Annotated in this window: 20 protein-coding genes; 15 read left to right on the top strand and 5 right to left on the bottom strand. The window is 62.7% G+C overall.

Annotation, left to right across the window (positions count from 1 at the left end; all coding sequences use genetic code 11):
- Positions 1-192 precede the first annotated feature (192 nt).
- The 3 genes from NCT03_RS07305 to NCT03_RS07295 all read left to right on the top strand — a co-directional run bounded on the left by NCT03_RS07305 (position 193) and on the right by NCT03_RS07295 (position 3,247).
- Positions 193-1,524 carry an Nramp family divalent metal transporter gene (locus NCT03_RS07305; protein ID WP_250492358.1) on the top strand — a complete coding sequence of 444 codons (1,332 nt, stop codon included), beginning with the start codon at positions 193-195 and terminating at the stop codon, positions 1,522-1,524.
- 166 nt (positions 1,525-1,690) lie between these two features.
- Positions 1,691-2,989 carry a phospholipase A gene (locus tag NCT03_RS07300; RefSeq protein ID WP_370652115.1) on the top strand — a complete coding sequence of 433 codons (1,299 nt, stop codon included), beginning with the start codon at positions 1,691-1,693 and terminating at the stop codon, positions 2,987-2,989.
- 57 nt (positions 2,990-3,046) lie between these two features.
- Positions 3,047-3,247: a DUF1289 domain-containing protein gene (locus NCT03_RS07295; RefSeq protein ID WP_244825197.1), complete on the top strand. Its 201-nt coding sequence runs from the start codon at positions 3,047-3,049 to the stop codon at positions 3,245-3,247.
- Positions 3,248-3,437: 190 nt separating this feature from the next.
- Here NCT03_RS07295 and NCT03_RS07290 read toward each other — a convergent pair whose 3' ends face one another.
- The 4 genes from NCT03_RS07290 to NCT03_RS07275 form a co-directional block, all read right to left on the bottom strand.
- Entirely contained in the window at positions 3,438-5,030 is a 1,593-nt protein-coding gene (locus NCT03_RS07290; RefSeq protein WP_250464797.1) for an ABC-F family ATPase, read from the bottom strand.
- Between the two features lie 189 nt (positions 5,031-5,219).
- Entirely contained in the window at positions 5,220-6,665 is a 1,446-nt protein-coding gene (gene thrC / locus NCT03_RS07285; protein ID WP_244825199.1) for a threonine synthase, read from the bottom strand.
- Between the two features lie 15 nt (positions 6,666-6,680).
- Positions 6,681-7,997: a homoserine dehydrogenase gene (locus NCT03_RS07280; RefSeq protein ID WP_250492357.1), complete on the bottom strand. Its 1,317-nt coding sequence runs from the start codon at positions 7,995-7,997 to the stop codon at positions 6,681-6,683.
- A 24-nt stretch (positions 7,998-8,021) separates the two neighbouring features.
- On the bottom strand, positions 8,022-9,260 hold the full coding sequence (locus NCT03_RS07275) for a pyridoxal phosphate-dependent aminotransferase (RefSeq protein ID WP_244825201.1): 1,239 nt from the start codon (positions 9,258-9,260) through the stop codon (positions 8,022-8,024).
- Positions 9,261-9,772: 512 nt separating this feature from the next.
- On the opposite strand from NCT03_RS07275, the gene NCT03_RS07270 reads away from it, so the two are divergent.
- The 12 genes from NCT03_RS07270 (at position 9,773) to NCT03_RS07215 (ending at position 23,422) form a co-directional block, all read left to right on the top strand.
- Positions 9,773-10,147, top strand: coding sequence for an Mth938-like domain-containing protein (locus tag NCT03_RS07270; RefSeq protein WP_244825202.1), 375 nt, complete (start codon positions 9,773-9,775; stop codon positions 10,145-10,147).
- A 302-nt stretch (positions 10,148-10,449) separates the two neighbouring features.
- A complete protein-coding gene (locus tag NCT03_RS07265; RefSeq protein ID WP_250492356.1) occupies positions 10,450-12,123 on the top strand; it encodes a glycosyltransferase family 39 protein in 1,674 nt (557 codons plus the stop codon).
- Between the two features lie 178 nt (positions 12,124-12,301).
- Positions 12,302-12,673, top strand: coding sequence for an SMR family transporter (locus NCT03_RS07260; protein ID WP_244825204.1), 372 nt, complete (start codon positions 12,302-12,304; stop codon positions 12,671-12,673).
- 75 nt (positions 12,674-12,748) lie between these two features.
- Complete coding sequence (locus tag NCT03_RS07255; protein WP_250492355.1) at positions 12,749-13,909, top strand: DegT/DnrJ/EryC1/StrS family aminotransferase; 1,161 nt, start codon at positions 12,749-12,751, stop codon at positions 13,907-13,909.
- Between the two features lie 19 nt (positions 13,910-13,928).
- Positions 13,929-14,963, top strand: a complete 1,035-nt coding sequence (locus tag NCT03_RS07250) for a glycosyltransferase (protein ID WP_250492354.1) — start codon at positions 13,929-13,931, stop codon at positions 14,961-14,963.
- Positions 14,960-15,946 (top strand): formyltransferase, encoded by a 987-nt coding sequence (locus NCT03_RS07245; protein ID WP_250492353.1) that lies wholly within the window; start codon positions 14,960-14,962, stop codon positions 15,944-15,946. The genes NCT03_RS07250 and NCT03_RS07245 overlap by 4 nt, the downstream gene beginning before the upstream one ends.
- Complete coding sequence (locus tag NCT03_RS07240; protein WP_244825208.1) at positions 15,943-16,989, top strand: bifunctional UDP-4-keto-pentose/UDP-xylose synthase; 1,047 nt, start codon at positions 15,943-15,945, stop codon at positions 16,987-16,989. Before NCT03_RS07245 ends, NCT03_RS07240 begins: the two co-directional genes overlap by 4 nt.
- A gap of 10 nt (positions 16,990-16,999) precedes the next feature.
- The gene (locus NCT03_RS07235; RefSeq protein ID WP_250492352.1) at positions 17,000-17,896 is read left to right on the top strand and encodes a polysaccharide deacetylase family protein; all 897 of its coding nucleotides are present in this window, start codon (positions 17,000-17,002) and stop codon (positions 17,894-17,896) included.
- Positions 17,897-17,991: 95 nt separating this feature from the next.
- Positions 17,992-18,453, top strand: a complete 462-nt coding sequence (locus tag NCT03_RS07230) for a peroxiredoxin (RefSeq protein WP_244825211.1) — start codon at positions 17,992-17,994, stop codon at positions 18,451-18,453.
- A gap of 413 nt (positions 18,454-18,866) precedes the next feature.
- On the top strand, positions 18,867-20,750 hold the full coding sequence (locus tag NCT03_RS07225) for a PhoH family protein (protein ID WP_250492351.1): 1,884 nt from the start codon (positions 18,867-18,869) through the stop codon (positions 20,748-20,750).
- Positions 20,751-20,943: 193 nt separating this feature from the next.
- Positions 20,944-22,308 (top strand): NlpC/P60 family protein, encoded by a 1,365-nt coding sequence (locus NCT03_RS07220; RefSeq protein ID WP_250492350.1) that lies wholly within the window; start codon positions 20,944-20,946, stop codon positions 22,306-22,308.
- Between the two features lie 307 nt (positions 22,309-22,615).
- Positions 22,616-23,422, top strand: a complete 807-nt coding sequence (locus NCT03_RS07215; RefSeq protein ID WP_244825216.1) for an SDR family oxidoreductase — start codon at positions 22,616-22,618, stop codon at positions 23,420-23,422.
- 82 nt (positions 23,423-23,504) lie between these two features.
- Here the strand turns inward: NCT03_RS07215 and NCT03_RS07210 are convergent, their stop codons facing one another.
- Positions 23,505-24,515, bottom strand: a complete 1,011-nt coding sequence (locus NCT03_RS07210; RefSeq protein ID WP_244825217.1) for an inorganic phosphate transporter — start codon at positions 24,513-24,515, stop codon at positions 23,505-23,507.
- Positions 24,516-24,609: the final 94 nt, after the last annotated feature.

Genomic DNA, 24,609 nt, shown 5'->3' with positions numbered 1-24,609 from the left:
GCGGCGCGACGGCACGGGTTGAGCCCAATTCCTTGCCTGACGAATAGCCAGCGGAACACTCGTTGCTAGCCAATTCGGATGTGCGTTGATTTTTCCCACGCATTCTCAACCGGCAACGCGTGCGCTCGTGCCGCGGCTTCAAAAGCCGTGACACACAGCGCTGTTGCAACGCTATTCAAGGCAACCGACCGCATGAACACCAATCCGTCCGCGCTTGCGCAGCTTTCGGCTACCGAGCCCGACGTACCGCCTCAATCCGGCAATCGTCAAGACCGGCCCCGCGCGCCGCGCGGCCGCTGGTACACGTTCGTCGGCGCGGGTTCGCTCGTCGCGGTCGGCTACATGGACCCGGGCAACTGGGCGACGGCGCTGGCGGGTGGCGCGCGTTACGGCTATCAGTTGCTCTTCGTCGTGCTGCTCGCGAGTCTCATGGGCATGCTGCTGCAATGGGTGGCGTCGCGCGTGGGCGTCGTCACCGGCCGCGATCTCGCGCAGTTGTGCCGCGAGCGCTATAGCCGCCGCACGACGCTCGTGCTGTGGCTCGCGTGCGAAATCGCCATCATCGCGTGCGACGTGGCCGAAGTCGTCGGCAGCGCGGTCGCCTTGCAGATGCTGTTCGGCGTCTCGCTGACCGCAGGCGTGTTGTTCTCGGCGGTCGGCACTTTCATCATGCTCGCGTTGCAAAGCCGTGGACAGCGGCCGCTCCAGCGTGCCATCACGGCGATGATCCTTTTCGTCGGCTTCTGTTTCGTCGTCGAACTGGCACTGGCGCATCCCGTCTGGAGCGATGCCGTGCGTGGCTTCGCGCCCCCGCGCGAGCTTCTGCGCGATGCCGGCATGCTCTGGCTCGCCGCCGGCGTGCTGGGCGCGACCGTCATGCCGCACAACCTTTATCTGCACTCGGCGCTGGTGAAGGAACACGCCCCTCACCACGACGACGCAACCATCGGCCGCGCGCTCAAGGGCGTGAATATCGATACGTTCGCATCGCTCGGGCTGGCGTTTATCGTCAATGCCTCGTTACTGGTGGTGGCCGCGTCGGTGTTTCATGCAAGCGGCCACTTCGATGTCGATGATCTCGCGGACGCGCATCGGCTCATCGCACCGCTCGTGGGAAGCCACTGGGCGGGCATTGCGTTCGCCGCCGCCCTGCTCGCGTGCGGCTTGAACGCGACGGTCACGGGCACGCTCGCCGGTCAGGCAGTGATGGAGGGCTTCCTGCATCTGGAGATGGCGCGCTGGGCGCGGGCGCTCTTGACGCGTTCGCTTGCCATCGGCCCAGCGCTTTTCGCCGTCGCGAGCTTCGGGCAGCACGGTTCGAATACACTGCTCGTCGCGACTCAGGTCGTGCTGAGTCTGCAATTACCGCTGGCAGTGATTCCGCTCGTGCGCTTCGCTTCCGATGCCGGTCTCATGGGACGCTGGCGCGTCGCCCGCGTGCCGCTTGCACTTGCCTGGGCTTGTGCAGGACTGATTCTTGCACTCAATGGCGCGCTGTTGTGGCAGATGGTGGGTTCGGTCTGAGCGAAAGGCGTTGGTATCGGCGTCGGCGCCTGGGCAATCCTCCCGCGGGCTCGAGCAAGAAATGCCTGCAAGCGTGATAGTGCGAGTGCCCAACCAATGACTCGGCACAGCGCGCCGCGTCAGCAGCCCTGCCGCACACCCCGACAACAAAACGCCAAACTACCCGATGCATCGTCCAAATTCGTTTGTTTTGCCGACACTCCTTCGTGCGGCTCATGCCCAAACCGGCGCTCGGCGCCGTCTGCGCGCCGCGACGTTCGCACTTGCCACGCTGAGTGCAGCGAGCACGGCGCATGCCACTGTCTCCGTGCTGCAACCGGCACGCGAAGCGGCGGCGTCGCAGCCGCTCGAAATCACGCTGCTTTATACCGATGACGGTAGCAAACCGCTTTCCATCGATGTGCCGAAGCAACTGACGGTGAATCTCACCAATGGCGATCTGCCGCCTGCGCCACTCACGCTCGCCCGCGATCCGAAGGTGCCGGACCATGTGCGCCTCGCGCCTGGGCAGTATCGCCGGGTGCGCTTTACGGCTGCGTGGCCCGAAAGCGCGCGCGGCACGATGAAGATCGATCCGGTCGGCTTCGATGCTTCACCCATGCTCGTCACGCTCAACCGCGGCAATACGCAGACGCAGGTGGTCGCCGCCGAGAAACGCGAAGCGCAGGCGACGACGCCCGCGCAAATGGCCACCGCCACCGCCGCCGCGAACACGACGGCCGTGCCGACGACGACCATCGACACCATGCTGTCCGGCCGCCTTTCGACCTTCGAGCCGATGTACTTCGCCGATGGCGAAAACGGCGACAATCTCGCCAAGTTCCAGTTCAGCTTCAAATACCGGCTGCATCTGCCGGACGACCCGCGCTCGCGCGGCTTCCTCGACAATCTCTACTTTGCGTACACGCAGACGACCATCTGGAACCTCTCCGCGCCGTCCGTCCCGTTTCGCGATACGAGCTATCAGCCGCAGCTTTTCTACTACGTGGAAGACACGGGCGTGAAGAGTCCGTTGTTCACGCGCATGGGCGTGGCGGCGGGTATCGGGCATGAATCGAACGGCAAGAGCGGCGATGAATCGCGCGCGATCAACATCATGTTCGTGCGGCCGACGTGGGATTTTGGCGACCTGAACGGCGAGCATCTGACCATCTCGCCAAAGATCTATTACTACTTGTCGAGAAGCGGGAATCACGACATCGCGGATTATCGCGGCTACACCGACTTCCTGGTCAAATACGGCAGCCCGGATGGCTGGCAGCTCGCGACGACCTTGCGCAAGGGCACGAAGCACTGGTATGGCAGCGTGGATTCGCAGCTCACCTACCCGCTGGCTAAGCTGATCGGCAGCGCATGGGGCGGTTATGTGTTTGCCAGCTACTTCAACGGTTACGGCGAAGATATCCTCGATTACAACCAGCGGCGTCACTGGATCGCGCGAATAGGCTACAGTATTGCCCGCTAATGTCTTTCAATGCGCGCGTCATGGCTTTGGTCATCGCGCGCGGCAATCAACGAATCCATGTCTTCGAATCTCCACGATCTTCCTGATAGTCCCTGCATCGGCGTGTGCTCCACGCTTTTCGACGACATCTGCAAAGGCTGCGGCCGCACGGCGGGTGAAGTGTCGAATTGGGTGTTTCTTTCCGATGCCGAGAAGCAGGCCGTGTGGGAGCGGATCAGGCGTGAAGGGACGGCGATGCGGTTCAGGAAGCCAACGTGAACCGGCTCGGCTAAAATGGTTTTGGCGGACCCGGACGAGCAGCATCCGCCTCAGTCATGGCGAAACCCGGGATGGGCTGCCGATGCGGGGTTGCTGGTTTCCCGACACAACAAAACCAGCGCCGTAACCAATGAAAAAGCCGCGCATCCGTCTGTATGCGCGGCTTTTGTTTGCAATGCCGACTGCGGCTTTACTGAATGCCCTGACTCGACAAGAAGTCCTCGTAATTCCCACCGAAGTCGCGCAATGTGCCATCCGTCTTCACTTCGATGATGCGGTTCGCCAGCCCGCTCACGAACTCGCGGTCATGCGACACGAAGATCAGCGTGCCTTCGAACTTGTCGAGTGCAATCTGCAGCGATTCGATGGACTCCATGTCCATGTGGTTGGTCGGCTCGTCCATGAGCAGCACGTTATGGCGGCCGAGCATGAGCTTGCCCCAGATCATGCGGCCCTTCTCGCCGCCCGACAGCACCTTGACGTTCTTCTTGATGTCGTCCGCGTTGAAGAGCAGGCGCCCGAGCGTGCCGCGCACCATCTGGTCGTCATCGCCTTCCTGACGATACTGGTCGACCCAGTCGGTTAGCGTCTCGTCCTTCGGAAACTCTTCGTAAGTGTCCTGCGGCATGTAGCCGACGTTCGCGTTCTCCGCCCACTTCACGCGGCCGCCGTCCAGGTCGAGCGCGCCCCTGAGCGACTTCAGAAGCGTGGTCTTGCCCGCGCCGTTTTCGCCGATGATGGCGATCCGCTCGCCCGGCTGCACGCTCAGGCTGAAGTTCTGAAAGATCGGGCGGTCGTACTTCTTCGTGATGCCCTCGGCCACCACCGCGATGTTGTGCAGCTTCTTCTCGAACTCGAAGCGGATAAACGGATTCTGCCGCGACGACGGCTTGAATTCCTCGATCTTGATCTTGTCGATCATCTTGAGACGGCTGGTCGCCTGACGCGCCTTCGACTTGTTCGCCGAGAAGCGGCGCACGAAGTCCTGCAGGTCGGCCACGCGTTCCTTCGCCTTCGCGTTCGCGTTCTGCTGACGCTCGCGCGCCTGCGTGCTCGCCAGCATGTAGTCGTCGTAGTTGCCCGGCCAGAGCTTGAGCGTGCCGTAATCCATGTCCGCCATGTGCGTGCAGACCTGGTTCAGGAAGTGTCGATCGTGCGAGATGATGATCATCGTCGAGTTGTACTGGTTGAGCACGTCTTCCAGCCAACGGATCGAGTTGATGTCCAGGTTGTTGGTCGGCTCGTCCAGCAACAGCACGTCCGGTTTCGAGAACAGCGCCTGCGCCAGCAGCACGCGCAGTTTCCAGCCTGGCGCAACGTTGCTCATCGGGCCATTGTGATCGGCGATATCGATGCCGATGCCAAGCAACAATTCGCCCGCGCGCGCTTCGGCCGTATAGCCGTCGTATTCGGCGAACTTCGCTTCGAGGTCGGCGGCGCGCATGTAGTCGTCGTCGGTGGCGTCGGGGTTCGCGTAGATCGCGTCGCGCTCGGTCATCGCGGCCCACATTTCGGTGTGACCCATCATGACCACATCGAGCACGCGCATGTCTTCATACGCGAACTGGTCCTGACGCAGCTTGCCCAGACGCACGTTCGGCTCGAGCATGACGTTGCCCGAACTCGGCTCCAGATCGCCACCCAGGATCTTCATGAAGGTCGACTTGCCGCAGCCGTTCGCGCCGATCAAGCCATAGCGGTTTCCCTCGCCGAACTTGACCGAGATGTTCTCGAAGAGGGGCTTGGGCCCGAATTGCATGGTGATATTGGCGGTAGACAGCACGGCGCGTCCTTTGAATGATGTACGGCGAAAAACCTATGATTTTAGCAGATTTTGGTGGCGATTCTGGCCGGGAGCGGCATGAGCCTTGGCATTCCGGCAGATTACGCGGATCAAAAAACATCGGGGCGCTGGCCGAACCGGCCGCGCCCCGCGCTCAACCGCTCTCGATCCGCGCGCGGCGGATGCGCTTCAAGTCCGTTCAGCGATAAACGCCTTCACCACGGCTGCATCCGCAGGAACGATATCGAACCTTTGTGGCAGTTTTTCAAGTCCCACGAACGCGACGGGACGCTCCGGCTCGCGGTTCAACGCCTCGCGGATGGTCTCGCCGAATTTGATCGGCTGCGCGGTCTCGAGCACGATCATCGGCACGCCGGGTTTGAGGTTCTCGCGAGCAACCTTCACGCCGTCGGCGGTGTGCGTGTCGATCATCGTGCCGTAACGCTCGAACACATCGCGAATGGTGTTCACGCGGTCGTCGTGATCGCTCTTGCCCGACACGAAGCCGAATTGCTTCACCCGCGCAAAGTCGCCGCTCGCCGCGAGATCGAAGCCGCCCTTCTCGTCGACGTCGCGGAACAGTTGTAGCACGCGCGCCGGGTCGCGGCCGAGCAGGTCGTACACAAAACGCTCGAAGTTCGACGCCTTCGAAATATCCATGCTCGGGCTGGTCGTGTGATACGTCTCGTCCGCGCCGCGCACGCGATAGATGCCCGTGCGGAAGAATTCGTCGAGCACGTCGTTTTCGTTGGTGGCGACCACGAGCTGATCGATTGGCAGACCCATCATGCGCGCGATATGCCCCGCGCAGACGTTGCCGAAGTTGCCCGACGGCACCGTGAACGACACGCGCTCGTCGTTGCTCTTCGTCGCGGCAAAATAGCCCTTGAAGTAGTACACGACTTGCGCGACCACGCGCGCCCAGTTGATCGAATTGACCGTGCCGATCTTGTGCTTCGCCTTGTAGGCGTGATCGTTCGATACGGCCTTCACGATGTCCTGGCAATGGTCGAAATTGCCTTCGACCGCGAGGTTGAAGATGTTCGGGTCTTGCAGCGAAAACATCTGCGCCGTCTGAAACGCACTCATCTTTTTATGCGGCGAGAGCATGAACACACGCACGCCGGTCTTGCCGCGCATGGCATATTCGGCGGCGCTGCCGGTATCGCCCGACGTTGCACCGAGAATGTTGAGCGTTTCGCCGTGCTTTTCCAATGCGTACTCGAAGAGATTGCCGAGTAGTTGCATTGCCATGTCTTTGAAGGCGAGCGTCGGACCATTCGACAGTTCCAGCAACGACAGCGGCGTGCCGTTCTCCATGCCCAGCGTCTTCAGCGGCGTGATCTGCGCGGCGCTTTCTTCGTGGCGCACGTTGCTGTAGACCTGCGCGACGTAAGTCTTGCGCGTAAGCGAACGCAGGTCGTCGGCGGGAATGTCATCGCTGAATTTCGACAGCACTTCGAAGGCGAGATCCGCATAGGACAGAGTGCGCCAGCGCGCGAGTTCATCGGCCGAAACGCGCGGATATTCCGCCGGCAGATACAGACCGCCGTCCTTCGCGAGACCGCCGAGCAAGATGTCCGAGAACGTGTGGCGCTCGTTCGAGCCGGCGCCGCGCGTCGAGATGTAGTTCATGTCGCGTTCCTGTGCTTAATTCAGCGTTGCCATGCGCAGTTTCGTCACCTTGGAGACGACCGTGGAAAGCGCTTCGATCTGGGCGATCGCCGCGTTCGCGTTCTTTTCCACCGTCTCGTGCGTGATGAGGATGATGTCCGTCTCGCCCTTGTGCTCGCCGCCGACGTCTTCCGATTCCTTCTGCAGCAACGCGTCGATGGAGATGCCCTTGTCCGCGAGAATGCGCGTGATGTTGGCAAGCACGCCCGTCACGTCGGCGACACGCAAACGCAAGTAATAGCCGCTCGTCACTTCGTCGATTGGCAGGATGGGCGTGTTCGCCAGACTGCCCGGCTGGAAGGCCAGATGCGGCACGCGATGCTCCGGGTCGGCCGTATGCAGACGCGTGACATCCACGAGATCGGCGACCACGGCCGACGCCGTCGGCTCCGCGCCCGCGCCCTTGCCGTAGTAGAGCGTCGTGCCGACCGCATCGCCATGCACGACGACCGCATTCATCGCGCCTTCGACGTTGGCGAGCAGACGCTTGGCCGGCACCAGCGTGGGGTGCGTGCGCAACTCGATGCCCTTCTCCGTGCGCCGCGCGATGCCGAGCAGCTTGATGCGATAGCCGAGATCCTCCGCGTAACGAATGTCGATGGCCGCGAGCTTGCTGATGCCTTCCACGTACGCGCGGTCGAACTGCACCGGCACGCCGAACGCGATCGCGCTCATGATCGTCACCTTGTGCGCGGCGTCGACGCCTTCGATGTCGAAAGTGGGATCGGCCTCCGCGTAACCCAGATCCTGCGCGCCCTTCAACGCGGTCGCGAAGTCCAGCCCGCGGTCACGCATCTCCGAAAGAATGTAGTTCGTCGTGCCGTTGATGATGCCCGCGATGTATTCGATACGGTTCGCGCTCAGGCCCTCGCGAAGCGCCTTGATGATTGGAATGCCGCCCGCCACCGCTGCTTCGAACGCAACCATCACGCCCTTCGCGTGCGCGGCTTCGAAAATCTCCGTGCCGTGCACCGCGAGCAGTGCCTTGTTCGCCGTGACCACGTGTTTGCCGTTGGCGATGGCGCGCAGCACCAATTCGCGCGCGAAGCCCGTGCCGCCGATCATTTCGCAAACGATGGATATCGCCGGGTCGTCGACGACGGCGAGGAAGTCGTCGGTGACCGCCACGTCGGCTGCCGCTTGCACCTTCGACGGTGTACGCACGGCAATGCGCGCGATCTCGATGCCTCGTCCCGCGCGGCGCCTGATTTCTTCCTGATTGCGGCGCAGCACCGTGAAGGTGCCGCTGCCCACCGTGCCGAAGCCCAACAGTCCTACTTTGATCGGTTCCATACAGCGTGAGTCTTCTAAGAAAAGTTAAGCGGAGTGACGTTTGCGATAGCCGTCGAGAAAGCGCGCGATGCGGTTGATCGAGTCGGCCAGATCGTCGAGGTTCGGCAGGAAGACCACGCGGAAGTGATCCGGCGTCGGCCAGTTGAAGCCCGTGCCTTGCACGAGCAGCACGCGTTCTTCGAGCAGCAGGTCGGTGATGAATTGCTGATCGTTTTCGATCGGGTACATCTTGGGATCGAGCTTCGGGAACATATACAGCGCGGCCTGCGGTTTCACGCACGTGACGCCCGGAATGGCCGTGAGCATGTCATAGGCGAGCTCGCGCTGTTTGAACAGCCGCCCGCCCGGCACGATCAGGTCGTTGATGCTCTGATAACCGCCGAGCGCCGTCTGGATGGCGTATTGGCCAGGCACGTTCGGGCACAAGCGCATGGACGCGAGAATGCCCAGACCTTCGAGATAGTCTTTCGCGCGACGGCGATTTTCCTCGATGAGGCCCGACACGGCCATCCAGCCCGCGCGATAACCGCACGAACGGTAACTCTTCGAGAGACTGTTGAATGTGACGGTAAGCACGTCCTCGGAAAGCGCGGCCATGGACGTGTGCGTCATGCCGTCGTAGACGATCTTGTCGTAGACCTCGTCCGCGAAAATGATCAGGCCGTGTTCGCGCGCAATGTCGATCAGTTCGAGCAGCAGTTCGTCCGAATACAGCGCGCCCGTCGGATTGTTCGGGTTGATGACGACGAGCGCCTTGGTGTTGGCGGTGATCTTCGAGCGGATGTCGTCGAGATCGGGCATCCAGCCATTGCCTTCGTCGCACATGTAGTGACGCGGCGTGCCGGCCGAAAGACTTACCGCGGCCGTCCAGAGCGGATAGTCGGGCGCGGGCAGCAACACCTCGTCGCCATCGTTCAGAAGCGCCTGCATGGCCATGACGATAAGTTCCGACGCGCCGTTGCCGATGAAAATGTCGTCGAGCGTCACGCCCGTCACGCCCTTTTGCTGCGTGTAATGCATGATCGCCTTGCGCGCGGCGAATACGCCCTTCGAATCCGAATAGCCCGACGAACCCGGCAGATTGCGGATCATGTCCTGAATGATCTCGTCCGGCGCTTCGAAACCGAACGGCGCCAGATTGCCGATATTGAGCTTGATGATGCGATGCCCTTCTTCTTCGAGACGCTTCGCGTGTTCGAGCACGGGCCCGCGAATGTCGTAGCAGACGTTTTGCAGCTTGTTGGATTTGAGAATCGGTTTCACGGGCGCGGCTCTTGTGTTTGGGCTGTCTGGTGGATTCGTTTTAAGGATTCGTTTTGGCGTTCTGTCGTTTCGGCGTTTCGATGCAGCAGGTGCTTCGGTCGATGCTCCGGCGGTTCGTGTCCGCTTCTGGAACGCGCACGCGAAGCGAGATGACACGAAGTGACGCGGGATGGCGACGAGCTGCGGCAGACTACGGCATGTTACTGGACTGCCGCCGCTTCTCGGGATTTTGAACCCTGGGCGAGGAACACCGCGCCGGATAGGGGCGCAGGCGTAACGGTACGGATTGCGTGTCGAAGGCGGCTTGTGGCGGCACGCGAGCGCAACGGGGGCCGCGCGAGCGGTCCGCGCGGCTGGAAAGTTATAATTTACTGATTATGGCCCGGTTCCGCAATGCACCAAACACTGGCGCGAAGCGCCTTTTGGTGCGTTTTCCGCCGCCTTCTCGCGCTTTTTTTCAGCCGCGTACGGCGGATGCCGGGTTTTACTCCTTTCCTTGCCGGACCATCGTTTTGAAACTTCATCAAGACTCCAGCGGCGCGCTCAACACCATCACGAGCTACGGAGACGACTTCGTCGCGATCAATCTCGAACGCCATGAGGGCAGCGTGATCGTCATGCCCGAGGCGCCCGTCGTCAAATGGCCGGTGGCATCGTTCGACGCGCTCGCGCCCGAGCATTTCGAGGAACTCGTGAAAGCCGCGCCCGAAGTGGTCATCTTCGGCAGCGGTTCCAGATTGCGCTTTCCGCATCCGCGGCTCACGGCAGCGTTGACCAAGCATCGTATTGGCGTGGAAACGATGGATATCGGCGCTGCCTGCCGCACCTACAACATATTGATGTCCGAAGGCCGGCGCGTGGCCGCCGCACTGCTGATCGAGGAATGAGCGGAAACTAAGGCTCGGCTAAGGATGCGCCGCAATACTTCGGCGACAGGCGCCTCTTTGGCGCACGCGCTGGCGTCGCGGCGCCCGGCGTGCGCCAATTTGACGAATCCGGCCTGGCAGTGCGATACACTCCCGCCCGGCGAACGTTGCGCCGAGCCTGAAAGGCGGTAACACAGCGTGCGCCACGGCCAGTCCGGCGCTCATGCGAGCCTGCACGCAAGCGACGGCTTCGCGCCCCGCGCGGCCGGTTGCGCCACTCATTCACAAGCGCCGCGCATGGCGGCATCGAACAGGTCGACTTCATGAACGATACGCCTTCGCGGCTACCGCTCACGCGTCTCTCACTCATTCTTCTCGTCGTCGCGCTGGCCGTCATCTGGTTCGGGCCGCTCGGGCTCAGGCATCTCGTGCCGAGCGACGAGGGCCGCTACGCCGAAATGGCGCGCGAAATGTTCGTCACCGGCGACTGGATCACCCCGCGCTACAACGGCTACAAATACTTCGAGAAACCGCCGCTGCAGACCTGGGCGAACGCGCTGACCTTTGCGTGGTTCGGCGTCGGCGAATGGCAGGCGCGGTTCTATACGGCGCTTTGCGGCTTCGCGGGCGTGCTGATGGTCGGCTACACGGGCGCGCGGGTCTTCAACGCAATGACGGGCTTCGCGGCCGCCGTGATTCTCGCGACCTGCCCGTACTGGAACCTGATGGGGCACTTCAACACGCTCGACATGGGCCTGTCGTTCTGGATGGGCCTCACGCTCTGCGCGCTTTTGCTCGCGCAACGCCCAGGGCTGGCCGTGCGCGAAGTGCGGCTCTGGATGTGGCTTTGCTGGGCGGCGATGGGCGCGGCCATGCTCTCCAAGGGGCTCGTCGGCGTGATCCTGCCGGGCGCGGTGCTGATCATCTACTCGCTCGTGGCGCGCGACTGGGCGCTCTGGAAGCGGCTTTATATCGGCAGCGGGCTGATCGTGTTCCTGATCGTCGTCGCGCCGTGGTTCGTGCTCGTGCAGATGAAGAACCCCGAGTTCTTCAATTTCTTCTTCATCGTGCAGCAGTTCAAGCGCTATCTGACGCCCGAGCAGAACCGTCCCGGACCGTTCTATTACTTCGTGCCGGTGCTCATCGTCGGCTTTCTGCCGTGGCTGTCGATCGCGTTCCAGAGCGTGCGCCACGGTCTCAAGACGCCGCGCCAGCCCAACGGATTCGCGCCCGTGACCATGCTGCTCGTCTGGTCCGCGTTCATTTTTCTGTTCTTCAGCGCCTCGCATTCGAAGCTGCTGTCCTATGTCTTGCCGATTGCACCGGCGCTCGCGCTCGTCTTCGGGCTTTATCTGCCGTCGCTGACGAAGCCGCGTTATCGCATGCATCTGATCGGCTATGCGGTGTTCCTGATCGCCGCGGCGTTCGGCGCGATCTTCATCGGCCGGGCGGGCAGCGCGAATACGCCCAATGCGCTGTATCGCGCGTTCCAGATATGGGTTTATGCGGGACTGGCGGTGGCGTTCGTCGTGACGCTCACGGCGCTCTGGCTCAATCGCCGGAACGTGCTTGCGGGCGCGGCAGGGCTGGGCGCGGCGTGGCTGCTGCTCGGCACCATCGCGGGAACGGGTCACGACGTTTTCGGCACCGACAGCTCGGGCGTCAAGCTCGTGCCGGCCGTGAAAGCCGCGATGGCGAAACTCCCGCCCGGCACGCCCTTTTACTCGATCGCCAAGCTCGATCACACCATGCCGTTCTATCTCGATCAGCCGATGATCATGGTGCAGGAAGCCGACGAACTCACCTTCGGCGTGCAGACGGAGCCGCGGAAGTGGGTGCCGAGCATCGACCAATGGGTCAAGCTTTGGGACTCGCAACCGTATGCGCTCGCGCTGATGCCGCCTGGCCGCTACGACGACCTCGCCGCCCGCCATGTGCCGATGCAGGTCATCGCCCGCGACGCGCGCCGAGTGATCGTCGAGAAACCGCAACCGTGATGGCGCACTCTGCCACCTTGCGCGGCATCACGTCTGACACAGTGCGTGCCACGCGCGCAAGCGGATTGCACGACCGTTCGGCCAACCCCGTTGTGGCGGCCCGGCTTTTTCCTTATCGTGTGAGACCAGCAAGACCGTCGGCACGATCAACCAGGCGCCAACCCGCGACTAATCCGCAATGAATCCGATTTCCTTCGCTTGTATCCTCATCGGCGTATTGTTGAACGCGTGCGCGCAGTTGCTGCTGAAGGCGGGCGTCAACGCCGTCGGACACTTCGAACTCACGGCGAGCAACATTCTGCCGGTCGGTTTCAGGATCGCGACGCAATGGCCGATCATCGGCGGCCTTGCCTGCTATGTGCTGAGCGTGGGCGTGTGGATCGTCGGCCTGTCGCGCGTGGATGTGTCGATCGCCTATCCGATGCTCTCGCTCGGCTATGTCGTCAACGCCTTCGCGGCATGGTATTTGTTCGGCGAGGTGCTGTCGCTGCAGCGGCTGATCGGCATCGGCATCATTCTGCTCGGCGTGGTCGTGCTGGCGCGCGGTTAGGCGCCGCGACCGGCGTTGAATTCACTCGTGCCGCCAATACATCAGATCAACTCCATTTTCTTAAGCAAATAGTCCATGACTCAGACATCGCGGCCGTTCCTGCCCTTCGTCAAGCCCGACATCGATGAAGAAACCATTCAGGGCGTCGCCGAAGTGCTGCGTTCCGGCTGGATCACGACGGGCCCGCAGAACCAGCAGTTCGAGGCGGAATTGTCGGCGTTCGTCGGCGGCAGGCCGGTGCGCGCGTTCAACTCGGGCACCTGCACGATGGAAATCGGCCTGCGAATTGCAGGCGTCGGCGCGGGCGACGAAGTCATCACGACGGCGATGACTTGGGTATCGACGGCGAACGTCATCATCGAAGTCGGCGCGACGCCGGTTCTGGTCGATATCGACCCGGCCACGCGCAACATGGACCTGAACTTGCTGGAACGCGCCATCACGCCGCGCACGAAAGCGATCATGCCGGTGTTTCTGGGCGGCCTGCCGGTGGATATCGACCGGCTTTACGCCATCGCGCGCGCCCACAAGCTGCGCGTGATCGAAGACGCGGCGCAGGCGTTCGGTTCGAGCTGGAACGGCAAGCGCATCGGCGCGTTCGGCGATCTCGTTTCGTTCAGCTTTCACGCGAACAAGAACGTGACGTCGATCGAAGGCGGCGCGCTCGTCTTGAACGACGAGGACGAAGCCGAACTCGCGCGGAAGTATCGCCTGCAGGGCATCACGCGCACGGGTTTCGACGGCATGGACTGCGACGTGCTCGGCGGCAAGTACAACCTGACGGATGTGGCGGCGCGCGTGGGTCTCGGGTCGCTGCGCAAGGTGGAAAGCATCACGCAACGGCGGCGCGAACTGGCGCAGCTTTACTTCGATGCGTTCGACGGCGGCGCGGCCGTGAAACTCGGTCTAGGCTTGCCGCCGCGCAACTTTATGGACAGTAACTGGCACATGTTTCAGGTCACGCTGCCGCTCGATCAACTGAATCTCACGCGCGCGCAGTTCATGGGCGAGCTGAAGGAGCGCGGCATCGGCACGGGCGTGCACTATCCGGCCCTGCATTTGTTCACGCTGTATCGCGAGCGCGGCTTCAAGGAAGGCATGTTCCCGCACGCGGAGCACTTCGGTGCATCCAACGTGACGTTGCCGCTTTTCCCGCAAATGAGCGCGGAGGACATTGCGCACGTGGTCACTTCCATCGACGAGATCTGTGCGCAGCACGCCAGACTGCATGCCTAACAAGGACACCCAGCGCAACATGAGTCATACGGATTTCACGGCGACGGCACCCGAGGTAACGGTCGTCATTCCGGTCTACAACGAGGAAGCCGGCCTCGCCGCCCTCTTTGAGCGCCTTTATCCGGCGCTCGATGCGCTCGACGCATCGTACGAGGTGATCTTCATCAACGACGGCAGCCGCGACAAGTCGGCCGCGCTGCTCGCGCAGCAGTTCCACGTGCGTCCGGACACCACGCGCGTGATCCTGCTCAACGGCAACTATGGTCAGCACATGGCGATTCTCGCGGGCTTCGAGCAATCGCGCGGCGAGATCGTCGTCACGCTCGACGCCGACTTGCAGAATCCGCCCGAGGAAATCGCCAAGCTCGTCGAAAAGATGCGTGAAGGCTACGATTACGTCGGCACCATTCGCGAACAACGGCAGGACAGCCTGTGGCGCAAGAAGGCATCGCTTGCCATGAACCGTCTGCGCGAGCGCATCACCAAGATTCGCATGACGGATCAGGGCTGCATGTTGCGCGCGTACAGCCGGCATATCATCGACACGATCAACCGCTGCGGCGAAATCAACACGTTCATTCCGGCGCTTGCCTACACCTTCGCGCAGAACCCGATCGAAGTGGGCGTGGCGCACGAAGAGCGCTTCGCGGGCGAATCCAAGTACTCGCTTTATAGCCTCATCCGGCTGAACTTCGACCTCGTGACGGGCTTTTCGGTCGTGCCGTTGCAATGGCTGTCGTTCATCGGCGTGATTCTTTCGGTCGGATCGGCGGGCCTGTTCCTGCTGCTGTTGATACGCCGCTTCATGTTCGGCGCGGAAGTTCAGGGCGTGTTCACGCTCTTCGCCATCACGTTTTTCATGCTCGGCGTGATCATCTTCGCGCTCGGCCTGCTCGGCGAATATATCGGCCGGATCTATCAGCAAGTGCGCGCGCGTCCGCGCTATCTCGTGCAGACCATCCTCGAGCAGCGCGACGGCCTGCCCACGGCCAGCCAGCCGCGCCAGCAAGTGATCCATCTGGCGGTCGCCGATCGCGAGGACGAAGGCCGATGAAGCCGCGCGCCGTCGTATTCGCTTATCACAACGTCGGCGTGCGCTGCCTGCAGGTGCTGCTCGCGCGCGGCGTCGACGTGCGGCTCGTCGTGACGCACGAGGACAGCGCAAGCGAGAACATCTGGTTCGGCAGCGTGGCGCAGGTCGCGGCGGATCATGGCATCGACGTGATCACGCCCGCCGATCCCAAAGCGCCCGACGTGCACGACGCAGTCGCCCGCGCCGCGCCGGAATTCATCTTCTCGTTCTACTACCGGCACATGCTGCCCGTGACGCTGCTCGCATTGGCCAGGCGCGGCGCGTACAACATGCACGGCTCGCTGTTGCCGAAATATCGCGGCCGCGTGCCGACCAACTGGGCGGTGCTCAACGGCGAAACCGAAAGTGGCGCGACGCTGCACGAAATGGCCGAAAAGCCCGACGCCGGCGCGATCCTCGCGCAGACGTCCGTGCCTATCCTGCCGGATGACACCGCCGCTCAGGTCTTCGACAAAACCGTGGTCGCCGCCGAGCAAACGCTCTGGCGCGTACTGCCCGCCCTGCTTGCCGGCGAAGCGCCGCGTCTGCCGAACGATCTCGCCGCCGGTAGCTACTACGGCGGGCGCAAACCGGAAGATGGCCGCATCGACTGGACGGCGAACGCGCAACGCGTCTACAACCTGATTCGCGCGGTGGCGCCGCCCTATCCCGGCGCGTTCACGGACATGGGCGGCGAGCGCTTCATCGTCGCGCGGGCGCGGCTCGTTCCTGAAACCGGTGCGCCCGGCGTTACGCGCGAGCGGCTCGCCGCGCTCAGGGATTTGCCCTGCGGCCTGACGCTGGCGGATAATGCGCTGTTTGGCGTCTGCGGCGATGGCCGCGTCGTCGCCGTGCACGAGTTGCGTCATCGGCCATTGAATGCCGAAGCGCAGCCCGTGGGCGAGGAGCGCACCGTCGAACCCGCCGAATTCGGCCGAATCATTCAATCCTCTCGTCATTCATGAAAAAAGTTCTCATCCTGGGTGTCAATGGCTTCATCGGCCATCACCTTTCCAAGCGCATCCTCGAAACGACCGACTGGGAAGTCTTCGGGATGGACATGCAAACCGATCGCCTGGGCGACCTCGCGAATCACGAGCGGATGCATTTCTTCGAAGGCGACATCACCATCAACAAGGAGTGGGTCGAGTATCACGTCAAGAAGTGCGACGTGATTCTGCCGCTCGTCGCCATTGCCACGCCCGCGACCTACGTGAAGCAGCCGCTGCGCGTGTTCGAACTGGACTTCGAGGCCAACCTGCCGATCGTGCGGTCGGCGGTCAAGTACGGCAAGCACCTCGTGTTTCCGTCGACCTCCGAGGTGTACGGCATGTGCGCCGACGAGCAGTTCGATCCGGAGAACTCCACGCTCTCCTACGGCCCCATCAACAAGCCGCGCTGGATCTACGCCTGCTCGAAGCAGTTGATGGACCGCGTGATCTGGGGTTACGGCATGGAAGGCCTCAACTTCACGCTGTTCCGCCCGTTCAACTGGATCGGCCCGGGCCTCGATTCCATCTACACCGCGAAGGAAGGTTCGTCGCGCGTGGTCACGCAGTTCCTGGGACACATCGTGCGCGGCGAGAACATCAGCCTCGTCGATGGCGGCGCGCAAAAGCGTGCGTTCACGGATATCGACGACGGCATCGGCGCGCTGATGAAGATCATCGAAAACAAGGACGGCATGGCGTCGGGCAAGATCTACAACATCGGCAATCCGGTCAACAACTTCTCGGTGCGCGAACTCGCGCACAAGATGCTCGCGCTCGCCGCCGAGTATCCCGAGTACGCGGAAACCGCGAAGAAGGTGCAGCTCGTCGAGACTTCGTCGGGCGCGTACTACGGCGCGGGCTATCAGGACGTGCAGAACCGCGTGCCGAAGATCGACAACACCATGCAGGAACTGGACTGGAAGCCGGAAGCGAGCATGGACGACGCGCTGCGAAAGATTTTCGAAGCGTATCGCACGCTCGTCGGCGAAGCTCGCGCGCTCGTCGAGCAGTCTTAAGGAACGGCGCGTGGCCCGTATCGTTCTCAAGATCGACGTCGACACCCTGCGCGGCACGCGCGAAGGCGTGCCCAATCTCGGCAGATTGCTCGACAAATACAGCGCCCGCGCGACGTTTCTGTTCAGCCTTGGGCCGGATCACACCGGCTGGGCGCTGCGCCGCGTGTTCCGGCCGGGATTTCTCAAGAAGGTGTCGCGCACGTCTGTCGTCGAGCATTACGGTGTGAAGACGCTGATGTACGGCGTACTGCTGCCGGGGCCGGATATCGGCCGTGAGGCGAAGGCCGAGATGCGCGCCATCCACGAAGCCGGGTTCGAATGCGGCATCCATACGTGGGATCACGTCTACTGGCAGGACAACGTGCGCGCGCGCGATCAGGCGTGGACCGTGTCGCAGATGCAGCAAAGCCATGCGCGCTTCATCGAGATTTTCGGCGCGCCGCCCGTCACGCATGGCGCGGCGGGCTGGCAGATGAACGGCTACGCGTTCGAACAGATCGACGCCTGGGGCATGCGCTACGCATCCGACGGGCGCGGCCATACGCCGTATATTCCAGTGCTCAATGGCCGCACGCTCGATCACATTCAGATGCCGACCACCCTGCCGACGCTCGACGAAATCCTCGGCGTCGATGGTGTCGACACGACCAACGTGGCCGCGCATCTCTTGCGCCACACGCAGAACAATCCGCGCGACCAGGTTTTCACGCTGCACGCCGAACTCGAAGGCCAGAAGCTCGCGCCGGTGTTCGAGCAACTGCTGGCGGGCTGGCGCGCGCAGGGACACAGCTTCGCCACGATGGGCGACTATCATGCGACGCTGGACCGCGCTTCCCTGCCCACGTACCCTGTCACGTGGGGCGAGATCCCTGGCCGCGCCGGCGAGTTGATCGTTCAGCCGGGCTGATCCGCTTCTGCTTGCTAATCCCTCTGCTTCAAATAAACAACATCTGACCAAGGTTGGGCTACGCGCCCGACCCTGGCCGACAAAGGAGAAACTTCGTGTCAGTCGCAGTCGATCAGCCCGTTCCCGACTTCACCGCACCCGCCACCGGCGGCGAGTTCACGCTCTCGAACCTGCGCGGCAAGAAAGTCGTGCTGTTCTTTTATCCCAAGGACAACACGCCCGGCTGCACGACGGAAAGCCTGCAATTTCGCGACCACTACGATCAATTCCAGGCCGCTGGCGCGGAAGTGGTCGGCATCTCGCGCGACAGCGTGAGATCGCACGACAACTTCAAGGCCAAACTCGAGCTGCCGTACACGCTGGTATCGGACGCCGACGAAGCCATCTGCTCGCTTTTCGATGTCATCAAAATGAAGAAGATGTATGGCAAGGAAGTACGCGGCGTCGAGCGTTCCACGTTTCTGCTCGACGCAAAAGGCGTGCTGCGCCGCGAGTTTCGAGGCATCAAGGTGCCGGGGCACGTCGAGGCCATCGTCGAGGCTGTACAAGCAATTTGAGGCGCGCTATATTGGTCCGCAATGAGCGCCTGTCCACCCCATGACCTTCTACCGAGCGAAAGCTGCCGTACGCCTTTAGGCGCAATCGGCAGGAGCCCGGGCTATGCGAGGCATCTACGGCGGTACAGCGCACCAGACTCGAAGTCAGCCGCTGGTTCCGGTAGTCGGGACGGCGGCTTTTTTATTGGCGTCGCGCGAATGCCACAGTCGGCCACGAAGTTTTCCGGACCTTCGCACAACACCAGTGGACGCACACTCAAGGAGCAGATCGAAACTTAGGCGAACCGGCGTTTTCGACAAACGAAGCGCGCCGCCGGACGCAGACTGCGAACCACGATTCGCTGCGAGGGCGAACGAGCAGAATGCGACAGGCGGCGCGCAATATACGACCCGATTCCTTTCGAGGGAACACCATGCCTTTGCCTACCGCCCCGGCCAAGCTCGGCCATCTCCTCCCGGCTGAGGAATACAAAGCCAAAGCCCGGCCGTCGAAGCAGAAAAAACAGACGTCGTCATCCGGCGACGAGGAAAACGGCGCGGTCCAGACCGTCGCCGCCGAGCGTCCCGCGGCGAATGCCGCGCATACGCTGCGTTCCATCGCGAGCGAGGTGCTGACCCAGATTCCGCTCGAAGCGCCGAGCGAAGCCGTCATGCCCGCCGCGCCCGCACCCGCCACGCGCGCACGCCGCACCAAACAGACCGCCGCGCTCCTGCAGCCGGCGCCGAACGCGCGTCAGGCAGCCGATGAAGCCGCGCCCGCAGCGCCTGTCGAACCCGCCGCGCGCGAAGCCCGTACCGGCCGCGCGGATGCACCCGTCGCGCCCGCGGCCACGACCGCCGCGCGCGCCGCGAAAGAGCCGGCCGCGCAGAACAAACGCCGTCAGCGCGGCGTGCAGGAAGCCGAATTGCACAAGCTTTTCGTGCTCGATACCAACGTGCTGATGCACGATCCGAGCTCGCTCTTCCGCTTCGAGGAGCACGACGTCTATCTGCCGATGATGACGCTCGAAGAACTCGACAATCACAAGAAGGGCATGTCGGAAGTCGCGCGCAATGCGCGTCAGGTGAGTCGCACGCTCGACGCGCTCGTCGCGCACGCGGGCGAGATGTCGGCGGGGCTGCCGCTCGCCGCGCAGGGTAATCGCGACGCGCTCGGACGGCTCTACTTCCAGACGACGCTCACCGATATCGAACCGGTCGAAGGCTTGCCTGTCGGCAAGGCGGACAACCAGATTCTCGGCGTCGTGCGCGCGTTGCAGAAAGAGCGCCCGGACCGGCAGGTCGTGCTGGTGTCGAAAGACATCAACATGCGTATCAAGGCGCACGCGCTCGGCCTGCCCGCCGAAGACTACTTCAACGATCAGGTTCTCGAAGACAAGGACCTGCTCTATTCGGGCGTACGCGCGCTGCCGCAGGACTTCTGGACCAAGCACGCCAAGGGCATGGAGAGCTGGCAGGACACGAAAACCGGCACCACGTATTACCGCGTGACCGGTCCGCTGTGTTCGTCGATGCTCGTCAACGAGTTCGTCTATCTGGAGCCGCAGAACGGCGAGCCGTCGTTCCATGCGGTGGTGCGCGAGTTGAACGGCAAGACGGCGCTCTTGCAGACGCTGCGCGACTACGGCCATCACAAGAACAACGTGTGGGGCATCACGGCGCGCAATCGCGAGCAGAACTTCGCGCTCAACTTGCTGATGAACCCGGAGGTCGATTTCGTCACCCTGCTCGGTCAGGCCGGCACCGGCAAGACGCTCATGGCGCTTGCCGCCGGCTTGGCGCAAGTGCTCGACGACAAGCGCTACAACGAGATCATCGTGACGCGCGCGACCGTGCCGGTGGGCGAGGACATCGGCTTTTTGCCGGGCACCGAGGAAGAGAAGATGCAGCCGTGGATGGGCGCATTCGACGACAACCTCGAAGTCCTGCAGAAAACCGACGATGCCGCCGGCGAATGGGGCCGCGCGGCGACGCAAGAACTGATTCGCTCGCGTCTCAAGGTGAAGAGCATGAACTTCATGCGCGGCCGGACGTTCGTGGATAAGTACGTGATCATCGACGAGGCGCAGAATCTTACGCCCAAGCAGATGAAGACGCTCGTCACGCGCGCGGGTCCGGGCACGAAGATCATTTGCCTGGGCAATATCGCGCAGATCGACACGCCTTATCTGACTGAAGGCAGTTCCGGCCTGACCTACGTGGTGGATCGCTTCAAGGGATGGACGCATAGCGGCCATGTGACGCTTGCGCGCGGTGAGCGCTCGCGTCTGGCGGATTACGCGTCGGATATTTTGTAAGCGCTTTTGACTTGACGAAACGGCCCGGTGAAGCGATTCGCCGGGCCGTTTCTATTCGTCCGATCGTTTCGCCACTGCAACACTTACGACGCAAACTTCATGTGATGTCTCAGGAAAACTTGTCGCATGTCCGTTCGGCGGTCTAGTATCGACAGACTGCCCTCTTCTGGCGAGATGCTGCTCGCCGTCTGCAATGCGTCGAATCTGGCTGCCGCTTCTTGTCTCCGTTCTGCTCGCCGCGTGTGGAAGCGTGCCGCAGGAGAGCGCGCGCAAGCCGGCGGCATCGTCGACAGCCGCGAATCGCACGTACAAGCCGCCTGCTGGTTTCCCGACTTTCGTCGACCATAGCGTCGGGCGCGAGGAAATCTCGATTCAGGCGATGGCGCTCGTGGGTGTGCCGTATCGATGGGGTGGAAATACGCCGGAAGCGGGCTTCGATTGCAGCGGGCTCGTACGCTACGTGGTGGATCGCGCGGCGTCGGTGAATCTGCCGCGAACGACCGCCGAGATGAGCGGGCGCGGTGAATCGATCGAGCCGGACGGCGTTGCGCCCGGCGATCTGATTTTCTTCAACACGACGGGGCGGGCGCATTCGCATGTCGGGATTTATGTCGGCAAGTTGCGGTTCGTGAATGCGCCATCGACGGGCGGGACGGTCCGGCTCGATTATTTGACCAATCCTTATTGGGCAAAGCGTTTCGACGGAATCAGGCGCGTTGCGCCGCCGAAGAGCGGGCCCGCGCCTTTCGATGCGCCGACGTACTTGGCGTCGCCTGCTGGATCTGACGTGCCGACGGCGGCGGGTGCGAGCGCTCAGGCTTCGGCCAATGGACGGTTATCTTCGACGCCTGCCGATTCATATGCTCGGGAAAGCGCGGCGGGGACGGGTAACGAGGCATATCAACCGGCTGTATCGGCATTGAATGCGGGGGAACGGCGAAGCACGGTGACCAATGCCGCACGATCCAACGCCGATGCGTTCGAGCCGCCGCCATCCAGTTTGAGTGCGGCGCAGCGGCAGGCGCTTGCGGCCGGCGCGACGGCCAGTTCCGCGCGATCGAATGCCGATGATTTCGAGCCGCTCCCATCGACCTTGACAGCGGCGCAGCGGCAGGCACTCGCGGCTACCCGTACTGCACAATCCAGTACCGATGCCTTCGAGCCGCCGCCACCTACTTTGAGCGCGGCGCAGCGTCAAGCGGTTGCGGCAGGTGCAACCACCGATACCGCACGATCCAGCGCCGACGCCTTCGAACCTCCGCCGCCCGCCTTGAGCGCCGCACAACGCCAAGCCCGCCTTGCCGGTGCAATCGCGCCATCCGCGGTGGCAGGCTCGGCAAACGCTTCCCCCGATCCTATCCAAGCCGCCGCTGACGCCTTCGAACCGCCGCCGCCTACATCGAACGCCGCACGCAAGCAAGCGCGTGCGGCGCAGGCAACGAGCGATCCCGCCGATCCGCCCGCGCACGTCATCCGCGCATCGACCGGCTCGCTTACCGCGCCGCGTTCGAACCAAGCTGACGATCCCATCGCGCGCTTCGCCACCGGCAGCAACTGAGACTCACACGAGATTCAAGGCGCGCGGCCGCGTCCCGAACACCGACTTTGAGGCCGGAATCTCTTCGTCGCGCTGTTCGCGTCTGCCGTTTCGTATCTGTCCGCGTTGCCCTATATCGCCGGAATTAGGCTCCATGGATAGAAATAGCGCTTCGGTTTCGGCACCGCCGCGCGGGGCTTAAGCGCATCCAATACATATCGAACCGAGCGAAACGCAACCCCATCGCCATCCACAGTCGTCGCCCCTCTCTGCTATCGTGACTGGATCCCGCCGCGACAGGCGGCGCAATCAGAAGGAGCCAATCACCATGGACTTGGGTCTTGCCGGGAAAGTCGTCCTGATCACGGGTGGCAGCAAGGGAATCGGTTTCGCATGCGCAAAAGCCTTTGCAAGCGAAGGCGCAAAAGTCGCGATCGTCTCGCGCGATGCCGCCAACCTCGCGCGCGCCCGCGAACAACTCGCGAAAGAAGGTCATCACGTGCATCTCGCCCGCGCCGATCTGCACGAAGCGCACAGCGCCGAAGATGTCGTCGAGGAAGCGAGCGCCGCGCTCGGCCCCATCGACATCCTGATCAACAGCGCCGGCGCCGCGCGCCGTTACGATCCCGACACGCTCGACGCTGCCGCGTATAAAGCCGCGATGGACGCGAAATACTTCTCCTACGTCTATCCGCAGCAAGTGGTGCTAAAGCGCATGGCCGAACGCTTGCGCGGCGACCCGAACATCGAGCCGGGCGCGATCGTGAATATTGTCGGCATGGGCGGGAAAATCGCGTCGGACATTCATATCGCGGGCGGCGCGGCCAATGCGGCGCTCATGCTCAATACCGTCGGCCTTGCGCATCACTATGCCAAGCTCGGCATTCGCATCAACGCGATCAATCCGGGATCGACGCTCACCGAACGCGTCGAGGAAGCCCTCGCGCTCGAAGCCGAACGGCAAGGCACGACACGCGACGCCGTGCTCGCCGAGAGCCAGTCGAAGGTGCCGCTAGGCCGCTACGCGAAACCCGAGGAAATTGCCGACGTCGCGCTGTTCCTGGCGAGCCGTCGCGCGAGTTATGTATCGGGCGCAATCATTCCGATGGACGGAGTGTCGTCGCCGATCATCTGAGAGCGACGCCGCCGAGCGCGGCAATCGATTTGCAACAGATGCAAAACGGCCCCGTCGTGAACGGGGCCGCTGAGGAAACCGACTACAAGATACGGTGGCCGATCCACCAACCGACCGCCGCGAGCACCGCGGATGCCGGAATAGTCAAGATCCACGCCCACACGATATTTCCCGCGACGCCCCAGCGCACCGCGCTGAATTTCTGCGTCGCGCCCACACCGACGATGGCGCCCGTGATCGTATGCGTGGTGGACACTGGAATGCCGAGGAACGATGCGACGAAGAGCGTGATTGCCCCGCCCGTTTCCGCGCAAAAACCACCGACGGGCTTGAGCTTGGTGATCTTCTGACCCATGGTGCGCACGATGCGCCAGCCGCCGAACAAAGTGCCAAGACCCATCGACAGGTAACACAAACCGATAACCCAGATAGGCGGCGCATCTGCCGCGGAAGAAGCGTAGCCAGTCGCGATCAGCAGCATCCAGATGATGCCGATGGTCTTCTGGGCGTCATTCCCACCGTGGCCGAGCGAATAGAGCCCGGCGGAAATGAGCTGCAAGCGCCGGAAGCGCCTATCTACCTTCGATGGTGGCGTGCGGAAATACAGCCACGACACGAGCAGCATGAAAAACGAGCCGAGCACGAAGCCGAGCAGCGGCGAAATGAAAATGAACGCGACAGTCTTCAGAAGACCGTCCATGTTGAGCGACCCCCAGCCCGACTTGGCGAGCGCCGCGCCGACGAGTCCGCCGATCAGCGCGTGCGACGAGCTAGACGGAATGCCGTAGTGCCATGTGACGATATTCCAGCCGATCGCGCCGACGAGCGCGCCGAAGATCACGTAGTGGTCGACGATATCGGGATCGATCGTTCCCTTGCCGACGGTCGCCGCGACCTTCAGGTGGAAGATGAAATACGCGATGACGTTGAACGCCGCCGCGAAAGCGACCGCTTGTTGCGGCTTGAGCACGCCGGTGGAGACCACCGTGGCGATGGAGTTGGCCGCGTCGTGGAAGCCGTTCATGAAGTCGAACGCGAGCGCGACTATGACGAGCAAGGCGACTGCCCAGATGGCGAGTTGAATCGAATGCATCGGTTGCTTTTGTTTTGACCAGCTGTGAAAAGCGCCGGTTTTGTCCTCTTGACCCGCCGCACGGAGCTTTGATCACGCGCTGGCGGGCATGGCC

This window comes from Caballeronia sp. GAWG1-1, from assembly GCF_023631465.1.
Classification (GTDB): Bacteria; Pseudomonadota; Gammaproteobacteria; order Burkholderiales; family Burkholderiaceae; genus Caballeronia.
The sequence above is the reverse complement of the archived record's forward strand: the minus strand, read 5'-3'. Positions and strand labels throughout refer to the sequence as shown.